12 protein-coding genes are annotated in these 14,990 nt (G+C 61.7%); all 12 read left to right on the forward strand.

Going from position 1 to position 14,990, the window contains the following annotated elements; genetic code table 11:
• Positions 1-6 precede the first annotated feature (6 nt).
• The 12 genes from carA to HMPREF2781_RS00445 all read left to right on the forward strand — a co-directional run bounded on the left by carA (position 7) and on the right by HMPREF2781_RS00445 (position 14,987).
• On the forward strand, positions 7-1,170 hold the full coding sequence (carA, locus tag HMPREF2781_RS00390) for a glutamine-hydrolyzing carbamoyl-phosphate synthase small subunit (protein ID WP_070643431.1): 1,164 nt from the start codon (positions 7-9) through the stop codon (positions 1,168-1,170).
• A 30-nt stretch (positions 1,171-1,200) separates the two neighbouring features.
• Complete coding sequence (carB, locus tag HMPREF2781_RS00395) at positions 1,201-4,542, forward strand: carbamoyl-phosphate synthase large subunit (RefSeq protein WP_070643434.1); 3,342 nt, start codon at positions 1,201-1,203, stop codon at positions 4,540-4,542.
• Positions 4,526-5,374, forward strand: coding sequence for an orotidine-5'-phosphate decarboxylase (gene pyrF / locus HMPREF2781_RS00400; protein ID WP_070643437.1), 849 nt, complete (start codon positions 4,526-4,528; stop codon positions 5,372-5,374). Before carB ends, pyrF begins: the two co-directional genes overlap by 17 nt.
• A gap of 270 nt (positions 5,375-5,644) precedes the next feature.
• On the forward strand, positions 5,645-5,965 hold the full coding sequence (gene mihF / locus HMPREF2781_RS00405; RefSeq protein WP_010186801.1) for an integration host factor, actinobacterial type: 321 nt from the start codon (positions 5,645-5,647) through the stop codon (positions 5,963-5,965).
• Between the two features lie 8 nt (positions 5,966-5,973).
• Positions 5,974-6,543: a guanylate kinase gene (gene gmk / locus HMPREF2781_RS00410; protein ID WP_070444933.1), complete on the forward strand. Its 570-nt coding sequence runs from the start codon at positions 5,974-5,976 to the stop codon at positions 6,541-6,543.
• A 38-nt stretch (positions 6,544-6,581) separates the two neighbouring features.
• Entirely contained in the window at positions 6,582-6,884 is a 303-nt protein-coding gene (rpoZ, locus tag HMPREF2781_RS00415; protein WP_010186799.1) for a DNA-directed RNA polymerase subunit omega, read from the forward strand.
• Positions 6,885-7,047: 163 nt separating this feature from the next.
• Entirely contained in the window at positions 7,048-8,307 is a 1,260-nt protein-coding gene (coaBC, locus tag HMPREF2781_RS00420; RefSeq protein ID WP_070643440.1) for a bifunctional phosphopantothenoylcysteine decarboxylase/phosphopantothenate--cysteine ligase CoaBC, read from the forward strand.
• Between the two features lie 115 nt (positions 8,308-8,422).
• On the forward strand, positions 8,423-9,646 hold the full coding sequence (gene metK, locus HMPREF2781_RS00425) for a methionine adenosyltransferase (protein WP_070643443.1): 1,224 nt from the start codon (positions 8,423-8,425) through the stop codon (positions 9,644-9,646).
• An 11-nt stretch (positions 9,647-9,657) separates the two neighbouring features.
• A complete protein-coding gene (locus tag HMPREF2781_RS00430) occupies positions 9,658-11,700 on the forward strand; it encodes a primosomal protein N' (protein ID WP_070643446.1) in 2,043 nt (680 codons plus the stop codon).
• Between the two features lie 95 nt (positions 11,701-11,795).
• On the forward strand, positions 11,796-12,305 hold the full coding sequence (def, locus tag HMPREF2781_RS00435; protein ID WP_070643449.1) for a peptide deformylase: 510 nt from the start codon (positions 11,796-11,798) through the stop codon (positions 12,303-12,305).
• 88 nt (positions 12,306-12,393) lie between these two features.
• On the forward strand, positions 12,394-13,392 hold the full coding sequence (fmt, locus tag HMPREF2781_RS00440) for a methionyl-tRNA formyltransferase (protein ID WP_070643451.1): 999 nt from the start codon (positions 12,394-12,396) through the stop codon (positions 13,390-13,392).
• The gene (locus tag HMPREF2781_RS00445; RefSeq protein WP_070444916.1) at positions 13,389-14,987 is read left to right on the forward strand and encodes an RsmB/NOP family class I SAM-dependent RNA methyltransferase; all 1,599 of its coding nucleotides are present in this window, start codon (positions 13,389-13,391) and stop codon (positions 14,985-14,987) included. Before fmt ends, HMPREF2781_RS00445 begins: the two co-directional genes overlap by 4 nt.
• The last annotated feature ends 3 nt before the right edge of the window (positions 14,988-14,990 follow it).

The following is a 14,990-nucleotide window of genomic DNA, read 5'->3' on the forward strand; positions in this document are numbered from 1 at the left end:
CACACAGTGACTTCCACTACCACCACCCCCGCCATCCTGGTCCTCGCTGATGGCCGCACCTTCCGAGGCTTCGGCTTCGGCGCCACCGGTACGACTCTGGGCGAGGCCGTCTTCACCACCGCCATGACGGGCTACCAGGAGACCATGACGGACCCGTCTTACCACCGCCAGATCGTCGTCGCCTCTGCGCCGCAGATTGGCAATACGGGCTGGAACGATGAGGACAACGAGTCCCATGACGACAAGATCTGGGTTGCCGGCCTAGTTATCCGTGATCTGGCCCGCCGCGTTTCCAACTGGCGTGCCGCCCGCTCCCTGCCGGAGGAGATGGAGAAGCAGGGAATCATCGGTATTGGGGGAATCGATACCCGCACTTTGGTGCGCCACCTGCGCAATCACGGCTCCATCAAGGCAGGTATCTTTTCCGGAGAGGCCGCTGAGCGGGACGTCGAGGAGCTCGTCTCTGAGGTCAAGAACCAACCTTCCATGGCCGGCCTTGACCTGTCCGAAGAAGTCTCGACCGATGAGGTCTATACCTTCCCAGCCGTAGGGGAGAAGCGCTTTACCGTCGTGGCCTATGACATGGGAGTCAAGACCGCCACCCCGAAGCACTTTGCCGAGCGCGGCATCGAGACCATCGTGGTTCCCGCCAACACCCCGTTCGAGACGATCAAGCAGTACAACCCAGACGGCGTGTTTGTCTCCAACGGTCCGGGCGACCCGGCTACCGCTGACACCATGGTCGGCATCGTGCGCGACATCCTTGCTGCCAAGTACCCCTTCTTCGGCATCTGCTTTGGCAACCAGATCCTCGGCCGTGCGCTGGGTATGGACACCTACAAGCTGAAGTTCGGCCACCGCGGCATCAACGTTCCGGTGCGCAACCAGCTGACCGGAAAGATCGATATCACCTCCCAGAACCACGGGTTTGCTTTGGCCAGCCCCTCGGGCAAGGAAGACCCGGCCGGCGAGGAATTCGATACCGACTTCGGCCCGGCAGTGGTCTCCCACACCTGCCTCAACGACAACACCATCGAAGGTGTTGCGCTCAAGGATGGCATGGCGTACTCCGTGCAGTACCACCCTGAGTCCGCCGCCGGCCCACACGATGCCAACCCGCTCTTTGACCAGTTCATCGAGCTCATGACTGAAAAGTCCCCGAACAAGTAGAACGCAACCAGGAAAAGGAAGAAGAAACACATGCCAAAGCGCAACGACATCAATCACGTCCTGGTTATCGGCTCCGGTCCGATTGTTATTGGTCAGGCCTGCGAGTTCGACTACTCCGGCACCCAAGCCTGCCGCGTGCTCAAGGAGGAAGGCCTGCGCGTCACGCTGGTTAACTCCAACCCGGCAACGATCATGACGGACCCGGAGTTCGCCGACCACACCTATGTGGAGCCCATCGAGCCCGAGTTCATCGAGAAGATCTTCCAGAAGGAAAAGGAAGAGGGCAACCCCATCGACGCCGTGCTGGCAACCCTGGGCGGCCAGACCGCTCTGAACGCCGCGGTACAGTTGGACCGGCTGGGCATCCTCAAGAAGTACGATATCGAGCTCATCGGTGCTGATATCGACGCCATTGAGCGCGGCGAGGATCGTCAGAAATTCAAGGACATCGTGGCCTCCATCGGTGGCGAATCCGCGCGCTCCCGTGTTTGCCACACGATGGAGGAGGTCCACGAGACCGTTTCCGAGCTTGGCCTCCCGGTCGTTGTACGCCCATCGTTTACCATGGGCGGCTTGGGCTCCGGCCTGGCCTTTAACGAAGAGGACCTTGAGCGCATTGCCGGCGGTGGCTTGGCTGCCTCACCGGAGGCGAACGTCCTCATCGAGGAGTCCATCCTGGGCTGGAAGGAGTTCGAGCTCGAGCTCATGCGTGACGGCGACGATAACGTTGTGGTCATCGCTTCCATCGAGAACGTCGACGCCCTCGGCGTCCACACCGGTGACTCCGTGACCGTGGCCCCGGCATTGACCCTCACGGACCGCGAGTACCAGAAGATGCGCGACCAGGGTATCGCCATCATCCGCGAGGTCGGCGTCGACACCGGCGGCTGCAATATCCAGTTCGCTGTAAACCCGGATGACGGCCGCATCATCACCATTGAGATGAACCCGCGCGTGTCCCGCTCCTCCGCGCTGGCCTCTAAGGCCACCGGTTTCCCGATTGCCAAGCTGGCAGCCAAGCTGGCGATTGGCTACACCCTGGATGAGGTACGCAACGACATCACTGGCGTGACCCCGGCGGCCTTCGAGCCGACTCTGGACTACGTCATCGTCAAGGCCCCGCGCTTTGCTTTTGAGAAGTTCCCGGGCGCCGATGACACTCTGACCACCACGATGAAGTCTGTGGGCGAGGCCATGGGTATCGGCCGCAACTATATTTCCGGCCTGAACAAGGTCATGCGCTCGCTGGAGGGCAAGCCTTCTGGTTTCTGGACCAAGCCGGATGAGTACTTCGCTGGGGAGCGCGCAACGGACGTGGAGGCCGTTCTCAAGGACCTGGAGCGTCCGACCGAGGGCCGCATCTACGATGTCGAGCTGGCTCTGCGCCTCGGTGCCACGGTGGAGCAGTTGCACGAGCACTCGCACATCGACCCGTGGTTCCTCGCCGAGCTTGAGGCGCTTGTTGAGTTCCGCGAGGAGCTCGTGAGCGCGCCAGTCCTGGACGCTGAATTACTGCGCCGCGCTAAGGTCTTTGGCCTGTCCGACGCCCAGATCGCGGCTCTTCGCCCAGAGTTCGCCGGTGAGGATGGCGTGCGCTCCTTGCGCTGGTCTTTGGGCATTCGCCCGGTGTACAAGACCGTTGATACTTGTGCGGGTGAGTTTGAAGCCCAGACCCCGTACCACTACAGCTCTTATGAAATGGACCCGAACGCTGAGACCGAGGTGCGCGAGAGCAGCGAGAAGACCAAGGGCAAGGTCATCATCTTAGGCTCCGGCCCGAACCGTATTGGCCAGGGCATCGAGTTTGATTACTCCTGCGTGCACGCCGCCCTGGAGCTTTCCCGTGAGGGCTACGAGACGGTCATGGTTAACTGCAACCCGGAGACGGTGTCGACTGACTATGACACCGCCGACCGTCTCTACTTCGAGCCGCTGACCTTCGAGGATGTCATGGAGGTTTACCACGCGGAGGCCGCTTGTGGTGAAGTTGCCGGCGTCATCGTTCAGCTGGGTGGCCAAACCCCGCTGGGCCTGGCTGAGCGCCTAACGGCTGCCGGCGTTCCGGTCGTGGGAACCTCGGCCGCTGCCATCGACTTGGCCGAGGACCGCGGTGAATTCGGCAAGGTGCTTGCCGAAGCCGAGCTGCCTGCACCGGCCTTCGGCACCGCTACCTCCTTTGAGGAGGCCCGCCAGGTCGCTTCGAATATCGGCTATCCGGTGCTGGTCCGCCCGTCCTACGTGCTGGGTGGCCGCGGCATGGAGATCGTCTACGACGAGGATTCGCTGCGCGATTACATCGAGCGCGCTACCGAGATCACCTCGGATCACCCAGTCTTGGTCGACCGTTTCCTAGATAACGCCATTGAGATCGACGTCGACGCGCTGTGTGACGGCGAGGAGGTCTACCTCGGCGGAGTCATGGAGCACATCGAGGAAGCAGGTATCCACTCCGGTGACTCCTCCTGTGCGCTGCCACCGATGACGCTGGGGCCGGAGGATATTGAGAAGGTGCGGGAGTCGACGCGTCGCCTAGCGCACGGCATCGGCGTCAAGGGCCTGATGAACGTTCAGTACGCCCTGAAGGATGACACTCTCTATGTCATCGAGGCCAACCCGCGTGCCTCCCGTACCGTGCCCTTCGTCTCCAAGGCCACCGGCGTGCCGCTGGCTAAGGCTGCCGCACGCGTCATGCTGGGTGCGTCCATTGCGGAGCTGCGCGAGGAAGGCATCATTCCGTCCACTTACGACGGTGGTTCCCTGCCGCTGGAGCACCCGATTGCGGTCAAGGAAGCCGTGCTGCCGTTTAACCGCTTCCGTCGCCCCGACGGCCAGCTGCTGGATACCTTGCTTTCTCCAGAGATGAAGTCCACCGGCGAGGTGATGGGCTTGGCTGATAACTTCGGTGCCGCCTATGCCAAGGGTGAGATGGCCGCCTTCGGTGAGCTGCCCACCGAGGGCACCGTGTTCGTCTCCGTGGCCAACCGCGATAAGCGCACCCTTATCTTCCCGATTCAGCGCCTGGCCTACATGGGCTACACCATCGTGGCCACTGCCGGTACCGCGCAGATGTTGCGCCGCAACGGCGTCGAGTGCGAGGTGGCCCGGAAGGTCTCGGAAGCTGGGGAGGGTGAGGAGTCCATCGTGGACCAGATCCTCGGCGGCAAGGTCGACCTCATCCTCAACACCCCGGCAGGCTCCGCCGGCGCCCGTCACGATGGCTATGACATCCGCGCCGCTGCGGTATCCGTGGGTGTTCCACTGGTGACCACCGTCCAAGGCGTGACCGCAGCCGTGCAGGGCATCGAAGCCCTGCGCCGCGGAGACCTCAAGGTACGCGCGCTGCAGGAGCTTAAGCATGACCCAGCCAACTAGGAAGACGCCGTCTTTCGGCGAGCGCCTCGTGGCAGCCGGTGCGGAGCGCGGGCGCCTGTGCGTGGGCATCGACCCCCACCCGCACTTGCTGGAGGCCTGGGGCCTGTCGGTTGATGTGGATGGTCTGCGCACGTTTACGCTGCGCTGTGTAGAGGCTTTCGCGGAGACCGCGGCGGTGGTGAAGCCGCAGGTGGCCTTCTTTGAGCGTTTCGGCTCTCGCGGTTTCGCTGTACTCGAGGAGGCCCTGGCGGGCCTTCGAGAGCAGGGCTGTTTGAGCCTAGCGGACGCGAAGCGCGGTGACATCGGTTCCACCATGGCGGGCTACGCACAGGCCTGGCTGGGGGAGGACTCGCCGCTGCGGTCCGATGCTGTGACGGTCTCGCCCTACCTCGGTGTGGGCGCTTTGAGCCCAGTCTTCGACCTAGCGGAGGACACTGGACGCGGGGTCTTCGTCCTTGCGGCGACCTCCAACCCGGAGGCCGTGGCGTTGCAGTCGTTGAGTGTCGACGGCCGCAGCGTGGCGCAACGAGTCGTCGATGAGCTTGCGCAGCGCAATGCGTCTGCGGCTGGGTCAGACAACACCGTGGGTGCTCTCGGCGTGGTCGTGGGCGCGACGGTGGAAGCTCCGCCTGCATTAGACCAATTAAACGGTCCAGTGCTGCTGCCGGGAGTCGGCGCCCAGGGCGCAACGCCCGCGGATGTAAGGCAACTCACCGCAGCGGCACCCAAACTGGGCTTTGCTAACGTCTCCAGGGCTATTCTTTCGCAGGGGCCTAATGCCTCTGAACTGCGGAAAGCCGTGGTGGATACGGCGGCGGAGTTCCGGGACTAATACTCAGACCAGGTAGCGGCGTGCTGGATTAACAGGAGCGCTGTTTACCTGGTATTTTGTTTAAGGCATGTGCGTTGACGTGCAGGAACCTTTAAATGAAAGGGGCCGCGTTGCGTCACCGCGTACAGACCAGTGCTAGGATTGCCAGAAGTCGGTTCGTGGAGGTAGCAAAAGCTATCCCGCGCTGGGGAAATCTTCCCACCGTGAGCCGAGATTCTGGTGCTAGCCATCAGATGACAATGTTCGTACTAATGAAATCGGAGGAAACCCGTGGCCCTTCCCAAGTTGACAGATGAGCAGCGCAAAGAAGCTCTCGCAAAGGCCGCTGAGGCCCGCAAGGCTCGCGCTGAGCTCAAGGCGGCGTTGAAGCGCGGCGAGACCAACCTGCAGGAAGTTCTGGAGAAGGCCGAGACCGACGAGATCATCGGCAAGACCAAGGTCTCCGCTCTCCTCGAGGCTCTGCCGAAGGTTGGCAAGGTCAAGGCCAAGGAAATCATGGAGGACCTGGAGATTGCTCAGACCCGTCGCCTGCGTGGCCTGGGTGACCGTCAGCGCCGCGCCCTGCTCGAGCGTTTCGGCTACGGCGAGTAATTAGCACAATGGCTGACGAAACTGCACGCGGGCGCCTGGTCGTTCTGGCCGGGCCGTCCGCTGTGGGTAAGTCCACTGTGGTTTCGCGCCTGCGTGATGATGTTGACAACCTCTACTTCAGCGTCTCAATGACGACGCGCCAACCCCGCCCCGGCGAGACTGATGGGGTGGATTACTTCTTTGTCTCCCCGGAGGCTTTCCAAGAACATATTGATGCCGGTGACATGCTCGAATGGGCTGAGATCCACGGTGGTTTGCAGCGCTCCGGGACGCCGGCTCAGCCGGTGCAGGAAGCGATGGTGGCCGGCCGTCCGGTGTTGGTGGAGGTTGATCTTGCAGGCGCCCGCAACGTGAAGGCGGCGATGCCGGAGGCGGAAACCGTGTTTCTCGCCCCACCGTCCTGGGAAGTTCTGGTTGAGCGCCTAACTGGGCGCGGGACCGAACCGCAGGATGTCATTGACCGCAGACTGCATACTGCAGAGACGGAACTTGCCGCGCAAAAGGAATTCGACCACATCGTTGTGAATGAAGATCTCGATGAGGCCGTTGCTGCAATTAGTGCTATCCTGCGTGGATAGACCACGATTTTGACCATCTACCAACAGTAAAGGTGCATGTGACCAACGTGACCACACCTGCCAATTCTGAGGCCGTGAAGCCGGAGCCAGTATTCGATCCGCCGACGGGTATTACCGATCCGCCGATTGATGAACTGCTGGGCAAGGTCTCGTCCAAGTACGCTCTGGTGATTTTCGCTGCGAAGCGCGCACGCCAGATCAACAGCTACTACCAGGAACAGGATGAAGGCGTCTTCGAGTTCGTCGGACCACTGGTAACCCCGGAACCGGGTGAGAAGCCGCTGTCCATCGCCCTCCGCGAGATTGACGCGGGCCTGCTGGACCACGAGGAAGGCAACTAGCCTGCTCATCGTGAAGGCAACAAGGCAGCTTCTTAAAGTGCCTTAGCGCCATTCTGAATCTAAACCCACCCAAGTGTCTCTCTAGGCGCTTCGGTGGGTTTGCTGTGTCTTGGGTACTATCGGCCGAGTGAAGGACGTACAGAAAACCCCAGATAGTTCAGAGTTGAGACCTGCGTCGACCAAGCCCGCAGGGGGCCGCCGAATCCTTATCGGCGTGGCAGGCGGCATTGCTGCCTATAAGGCGTGTCACCTTATTCGGGATTTTAAAGAACAGGGCGATGATGTCCGCGTCGTTCCCACGGAGGTCGCATTGAACTTCGTTGGGGCGGCCACCTTCGAAGCTTTGTCAGGACACCCGGTCTCCACAACCGTCTTTGATGCCGTGGATGAGGTCCAACACGTTTCCTTGGGGCAGCAGGCTGATGCAGTCGTCATCGCTCCTGCCACCGCGGATCTTATCGCCCGGTTGGCCTGTGGCCGCGCCGATGATCTTTTGAGCGCTTCCGTGCTGGTTGCTACGTGCCCCGTCATCATTGCCCCCGCCATGCACACGGAGATGTGGCTGAACCCGGCAACCCAGGACAATGTGGCAACGCTCCGCCGGCGCGGTATCACCGTGATGGAGCCGGCGCATGGCCGACTCACCGGCACCGATACGGGTGCCGGCCGCCTGCCGGAACCAGAGCAGATAGCGGAGTTTGCTCGTACGATTATCGCGGGGCATCGCGTGAAGCATGATTGGCAGGGCCGGAAGGTTGTGATCTCTGCCGGAGGTACCCAAGAGAACCTCGATCCAGTGCGGTACCTTGGCAACCGTTCTTCTGGACGCCAGGGTTTTGCCTTGGCGGAGATCGCTGCGCAACGCGGGGCGGATGTCACTATTGTTGCTGGAAACACTGAAGCGCTTCCCATCCCTGCAGGCGCTTCCGTGGTGCGCGTGACATCGACGCGGGATATGCAGGAGGCGATGAATAGCGAAGCTGCCGATGCCGACATCATTATCATGGCCGCGGCTGTTGCCGACTACCGTCCCGCGTCCGTGGCGGATTCGAAGATGAAGAAGGGCGCAGCAGACGAGGACTTGGCCAGCCTTGAGGTCGTGGAGAACCCGGACATACTCAAGGGTCTGGTGCAGCGGCGTGAGAATGGTGAAGTTAAGCGCGAGGCAATCATCGTTGGCTTTGCTGCGGAGACTGGTGATGAGACTACTAGCGTGCTTGAGTATGCCCAGCAGAAGTTTGTGAAGAAGGGCTGTGATGTGCTCATGGCTAATGAGGTCGGAGAGGGCAAGGTCTTTGGCCAAGCCACGAGTGCCGGGTGGATCCTTCGTCGCTCTTCCGACCCAGTGGTGGTTGCCCCGGGCTCAAAGCAAGTTGTGGCCGCACAGATTCTTGATGTGGTGAATGAAATGTTGGAAAAGTAGCGCTCGTTCTTGCAGTTGTAGACCGCTTGGTCTACGATGGGGCGGTGTTAACAGCCGAGGCGTGGGTGAGGCGAAGTCCTGCCCACGGCGCGCGGAATTAGTTTAAGGAAGATTTGTGACTGATAAAGCTGCTCAGGCGGTGCGCCTTTTTACTAGCGAATCCGTGACAGAAGGTCATCCGGATAAGATTTGTGACGCGATCTCAGACGCCATTCTTGACGCCCTCCTGGAGGAAGATCCTGACGCCCACGTCGCTGTGGAGACTCTCGTGACGACGGGCCAAGTCCACGTCGTGGGCGAGGTGCGCACCTCCGGTTATGTTGAAATCCCGCAGATCGTCCGCAAGACCCTTGTAGAGATCGGTTTTACCTCTTCCGATGTGGGCTTTGATGGCCACACCTGTGGCGTCAACGTGGCCATTGGTGAACAGTCCCAGGAGATCGGGGCCGGCGTCGACGCCTCCACAGAGGTGCGTTCGGGGACGTTTGAGGATGATGACCAGTATGGCGCTGGTGATCAGGGCCTCATGTTTGGCTACGCAACGAATGAAACTCCAGAGTTTATGCCGCTGCCGATTTCGACGGCCCACCACCTTTCGCGCCGTCTTACCCACGTCCGCAAGGAAGGTATCGTGCCTTCGCTCCGTCCCGACGGAAAGACTCAGGTCACCTTCGCTTACGACGAAAATGATGTGCCGACGCGCTTGGAGACGGTCGTGATCTCCACGCAGCATGATCCGGATGTGACCCAGGAGTGGTTGGCCGAGCAACTTCGCACCCATGTCGTTGAGTGGGTCGTGAACGATGCTGACTTGGGCCAGTACTACACCGAAGATACTGAGCTTCTCATCAACCCATCCGGCTCCTTCATTCTGGGCGGGCCCATGGGTGATGCGGGCTTGACCGGCCGCAAGATCATCGTGGACACCTACGGTGGCATGGCCCGCCACGGTGGCGGTGCGTTCTCCGGTAAGGACCCAAGCAAGGTGGACCGTTCCGCGGCTTATGCTATGCGCTGGGTGGCTAAGAATATCGTGGCCGCTGGCCTGGCTGACCGTGCCGAGGTGCAGGTTGCCTACGCCATTGGACGTGCAAAGCCGGTCGGTCTGTATGTGGAGACCTTCGGCACTGCCCACGAGGGCTTGAGCGACGCTGACATTCAGGCAGCGGTGAATAAGGTCTTCGACCTGCGCCCGGCCGCGATTATTCGCGAGCTCGACCTGCAGCGTCCAATCTATCGTCAGACTGCAGCCTATGGACACTTCGGGCGTACCGATGTCGATCTGCCGTGGGAGGACACCTCGCGAGCCGACGGCCTGCGTCGCGCCGCCGGCCTGTAGAATCGGGCCCTATGCCCAAGAAGACACCCGCCGCCCAACAACCGGTCGCGCGGGTGTTGCCTTTGTTAGGGGTGGCCCACTTGGACCGAGAATTCGACTACCTCATTGATGAATCGGATTCACAGGCTGCTCAGCCCGGAGTGCGGGTGCGCATCCGCTTCAATGGTCGTCTGGTTGACGCCATCTTGTTGTCGCGGGCTAGCGATTCCGACTATGCGGGTTCGCTTCGTTATATTGATCGCGTCATTTCTCCTTATGCGGTGTACACCCCGACAATGTCAGCGCTCATCGAATCCCTCGCGGCTCGTTATGGCGGCGTGCGCTCCGACATCATTCGCACCGCGATCCCGGCGCGCCACGCCAAGGCCGAAGAAGCAGACGTGGATACGCCGTGGGAGGAACTTGGCACTGCCGAGTATCCGGATCTTTCCGCGTGGTCGGGCTACCAGCACGGGGAGTCCTTCGTAGATTCGATCTTGTCCGGGCACATTGCCCGGGCAGCCTGGCAGATAGCACCCGGGGAAGACTGGGCCGGTGCTTTGGCAGCCCTTGGAACCAGCGTGGCCCTGCAGGGCGGGGGCGTGCTCATGGTCGTCCCCGATCAGCGTGACTTGAATTGCCTAGAGGCGGCGTTTCGCCGTCACGTTTCTGCCAAACAAATCACTGTCCTCGCGCACAGTACTGGGCCCCAGGCCCGTTATCGTCGCTATCTTTCCGCCTTAACTGGTCAAGCACGGATCGTCATCGGTACTCGCTCCGCAGCCTTTGCCCCAGTCAAGGGCCTCAAGCTGGCCGTTGTCCTCAATGACGGCGACGATAATTTGGTGGATAACCTCAAGCCCTATGCCCATTCGAGGGAGGTGCTTAGCACCCGCTCGGCACAGGAAGGCTGCAGCCTTGTCCTCGCCGGCCATGCGCGCACCGCAGAAGCCCAGTTGCTTGTTGAATCGGGGTGGGCCCACGATCTTTTACCTAGCGACACAGCGCTGGAGAAGAGACGCCCCAACATCCTTGCGGTGGGTGCGTACGGGATTAATCTGGCCCGCCACATGCAGGGCGGGACGACGGCTGTCAGCGGCCCGGCATTTCAGGCCACACGTGCGGCGCTCGACCGCGGTGAGCCTGTTCTCGTACAGGTCCCGCGTAAGGGTTATGCGCCGATTTTGGCTTGTGGGCACTGCGCGTCCCCGGCGCGTTGCCGTCATTGCAATGGCCCCTTGGGTCTGCCTTCCGCTGGTGCTTCGAGGGATGAATCGACAGATTCGGCTGCGCTGCCGACGTGCCGGTGGTGTGGGCGCGTTGACGCTCATTATCGGTGCTCCGACTGCGGCTCGCCGCGGCTGCGCGCCATCGTGCTGGGTTCCGAACGCACGGCGGAAGAGATGGGCCGCGCTTTTCCCAATACCAGGGTGATTCAGTCGGGCGGCTCCACAGTCCTCGATGAGATCCCTACGGGTCCCTCGCTGGTTATCGCTACACCGGGCGCGGAACCGCGCATCGCGGAGGGTGGGCACTACGGCGCCGCCCTCTTGGTGGAAACCGGGGCGCTGCTGGGCCGCCAGGATCTGCGAGCCACGGAGGACACTTTGGCCAAGTGGGCGGCTGCTGCGACTCTCGTCGCGCCGGCACGCGACGGCGGTGCGGTGATCGTTGCCGCCGATGAGCAACTGCCACTCGTGGGCTTCTTGAGCCGCTGGGACATGGTGGGAGCTGCAGCAGCGGAATTGCAGGCACGCCGCGAGGTACGCTTTCCACCTGCTGTGCATATGGCGGCCGTCGATGGCGCCGATGCTTCCCTCGATGCGTTTTTGGAGTTGGCGGAACTGCCGGAACATGCGGAGCTTCTCGGGCCCGTCCCGTTGCCGCCGGGAGTGAGCCTGCCAGGTGACTATGACCATGAGCGCGGCGGTGAGCCGCAGCGGCTATTGATTCGTACCCCACTAGGTCCGCGTTCAGAGCTCGGTCAGGCTTTGAGAAAGGCTAATTCCGTGCGCAGTGCACGCAAGGATGTGTTGCCACTGCGCATCACCGTGGACCCAATCAACATCGGTTAAGGGCTGCGTTCTTTTCACCCCTGGCGGGCGCGCGCTGCTGGAGGTGAACTATTCTCGGTAGCCGACACACTGTTTAGCCCTCGAGGAGTACCACTATGACTGTGCGCGAGGTTCGCCTTTATGGCGATCCGGTCCTGACCACCCGTGCCGAGGAAATCACCGAGTTCGGGCCGTCACTGGAACGCTTGGCCCAGGACATGCTGGAAACCATGGAAGATGCTGGGGGAGTCGGATTAGCCGCCAACCAGATTGGTGTGACTAAGCGCATCTTCGTCTTCGATTGCTCACACTTTCAAAGCGGCCTGCGCGGTGCGGTAATCAACCCAGAGTGGGAAGCGGTAGGGGAGGACATGCAGTTAGGAACTGAGGGCTGCCTGTCCATCCCAGGTATTTCGCAGCCCACCGAAAGATTCTCCACGGTGCGTCTGCGGGGCTACGACCCGCAGGGCCGGCCTGTATCGATGCTGGCTTCGGGGCTTATGGCGCGTTGTATACAGCACGAAACAGATCACCTGGATGGTGTCTTGTTCCTCCAGCGCCTGAGCGACGAACTGCGCAAGGAATCTATGAAAACCATCCGCCAAGCGGAGTGGTTTAACTCATAGCCGCGCGTACGCTTTGACGCCAGTGCGGCCCCACATCGATTAAAACTAGAACCCAAGCAACGTGAACTAAGAAAGGCCTGCCTTCACAGTGCGCATTATTTTCGCCGGAACCCCCGAGCCCGCTGTTGTGGCTTTGCAGAAGCTTATCGAGTCCCATCATGAGGTAGCCGCAGTCATCACTCGGCCCGACGCCCGCCGTGGTCGCGGACGCAGCGTCCATCCGAGCCCCGTGAAAGCCTTAGCTGAGGAACACGGCATCGAGGTGCTCACGCCGACCACCCTCAAGCAGGGCACCGAGGACGGCGATGCATTGCGTGCACGGCTAGCAGAGATCGCCCCCGAGTCCATTCCAGTGGTCGCCTACGGAAACCTGATCACCGAGGACCTCTTGAGCCTTCCCAAGCACGGCTGGGTCAACCTTCACTTTTCCCTTCTCCCAGCGTGGCGTGGCGCTGCCCCAGTGCAGGCTGCTATTGCTGCGGGAGATGAGCGAACGGGTGCTACAACCTTCCGGATTGATCGAGGCCTGGACACCGGGGATATCTTGGCCACCATGGAAGAGACAATCCGGCCCACTGATACCGCGGATGACCTGCTGACGCGCTTGGCGTATGCCGGCGGTGATCTGCTCGTCGAGACGATGAATGGTTTGGAAGATGGCAGCATCACCCCGCAGCCGCAGGCGGGTGAGGCCACCTACGCGCACAAGATTTCCACGGAAGACGCCCGAATCGATTGGACCGCGCAGGCCGATGTTGTCGATCGCCATATCCGTGCGCATACTCCAGGGCCGGGCGCGTGGACCCTATTGGGGGAGTCGCGCTTAAAGGTAGGCCCGGTCAGCATCGTGGAGCCAGCAGAACTAGAGGAGTTGCCAGACACCACCGCGTTGACTTCGCTGCAACCGGGCGAAGTACACGTGGCGAAGAAGGAGGTAGTGGTCGGTACCGGAAGCACCCCGGTGCGCCTAGGCCAGATCCAACCGCCCGGCAAAAAGATGATGAATGCCGCCGACTGGGGCCGCGGGCTTTCTAGCCAGGCTTCCCAAGCAGCAGAGGGCAGCCAGGATGAGGTGAAGTTTTCATGAGTGGAGGTTTCCGATCCCGCAGCAAGTCCGGTGATCCGGCAGCTCGCACCGAGCGCGCCGAACAGCAACGCAGCGGTGGACGCAGAACCGCACGTGGCGGTACTAACCGCCAGACTAAAGGAAAGCGAGAGAATCGAGGCGGACAGCGCCAGCACAGCCGCCGGGACCGACAGCCAGCGTCCTTCATGTCCGCAGCGCGGCGCTGCGGAGTGGATGTCCCACGCGCGGTGGCTTTCGAGGTGTTGCAGCGTGTAGAGGCCGATGATGCTTTTGCCAACCTCACGCTGCCAAAGGTAGTAAGTGCGAACAACCTTAGCGGCCGTGATGCAGCCTTCTCGACGGAACTCACCTACGGCACGCTGCGCAGCGAAGGCGTGCTTGATGCGGTTATCGCCGAGTGCGCTTCGCGCGGCCTAGAGGCCATTGCACCTGACGTTCTCATCGCCTTGCGAATGGGCACCTACCAAGTGCTGTACACCCGCGTTGAAGCGCATGCTGCGGTCGATACCACCGTCCGCCTCGTGGAGGCAGCTGGCCACGAAAAGGCCAAGGGCTTTGCCAACGGCATTATGCGCACCATCACCCGCACACCTGCGCAAGGGTGGCTAGACAAGCTTGCTCCAAAGGAAGAGGTCGCGGCTGTGGCCTTCCGCCATGCCCACCCGGAGTGGATTGCCCGCTCTTTCGGACGCGCCTTGGGCCTGCTGGACGCCGCTGGTGAGAGCAAGCTCAACGCCGAACAGACAGCGGAGTTGGAACGCGCACTCGAAGCGGATTCTGAGCGGCCTCTGGTGCATTTGGTAGCGCGGCCCGGCGAAATCTCTGCGGAAGAGCTTGCGCTCATTACCGGTTGTGAGGAAGGGCGTTATTCGCCTTATGCGGTGTATCTTGAGCAGGGTGACCCGGGCTCGCTAGAGCCCGTCCGTCAGAAGTTGGCAGCGGTCCAGGACGAAGGATCACAGCTGATCGCACGCGCAGTGACGGAAGCTGAACTCATCGGCGACGACACCGGACGCTGGTTGGACCTGTGTGCGGGCCCCGGTGGCAAGGCTGCCTTGATGGGTGCCATCGCCCGCATTGAGGGGGCGGAAGTCGATGCCGTAGAAGTCTCTCCGCACCGCGCTACCTTGGTGGAAAAGACCGTGGGAGACCTACCTGTCCGCGTGCATCGGGCGGATGGTCGTGCGCCGGGTCTCGGTGCAGGCTTCGACCGCGTGCTTGTCGACGCCCCCTGTTCCGGCCTGGGTGCGCTCCGTCGCCGCCCAGAGGCTCGCTGGCGCAAGGCCGAGTCCGATATTGCGGAGCTCAACAAACTCCAGAGCGAGCTCCTCGAATCCGCATTAGAGCTCGTTCGTCCCGGTGGTGTTGTGGTGTACTCCACCTGCTCGCCCGATCTGCGAGAGACCCGAGGCATTGTGGATGCGGCCTTGGAGCGCCATGGAGCTGGGACAGAGGCGCGTATCGAGGAGCTGGATGCGCGGGAGGTGCTGCCGGAAATGGGAGACCTCGGCAGCGAGCTCTCCGCCCAAATGTGGCCGCACCGCCACGGAACAGATGCAATGTTTTTCGCCGTCCTCCGCCGAGTAGCGGACTAGCGC

It is taken from the genome of Corynebacterium sp. HMSC062A03, assembly GCF_001811145.1.
Taxonomy (GTDB): Bacteria; Actinomycetota; Actinomycetes; order Mycobacteriales; family Mycobacteriaceae; genus Corynebacterium; species Corynebacterium aurimucosum.

Coding starts and splice junctions, on each gene's coding strand:
- carB (WP_070643434.1), top strand. CDS start 1,201: ATGCCAAAGCGCAACGACATCAATCACGTCCTGGTTATCGGCTCCGGT.
- pyrF (WP_070643437.1), top strand. CDS start 4,526: ATGACCCAGCCAACTAGGAAGACGCCGTCTTTCGGCGAGCGCCTCGTG.
- gmk (WP_070444933.1), top strand. CDS start 5,974: ATGGCTGACGAAACTGCACGCGGGCGCCTGGTCGTTCTGGCCGGGCCG.
- HMPREF2781_RS00430 (WP_070643446.1), top strand. CDS start 9,658: ATGCCCAAGAAGACACCCGCCGCCCAACAACCGGTCGCGCGGGTGTTG.
- def (WP_070643449.1), top strand. CDS start 11,796: ATGACTGTGCGCGAGGTTCGCCTTTATGGCGATCCGGTCCTGACCACC.
- HMPREF2781_RS00445 (WP_070444916.1), top strand. CDS start 13,389: ATGAGTGGAGGTTTCCGATCCCGCAGCAAGTCCGGTGATCCGGCAGCT.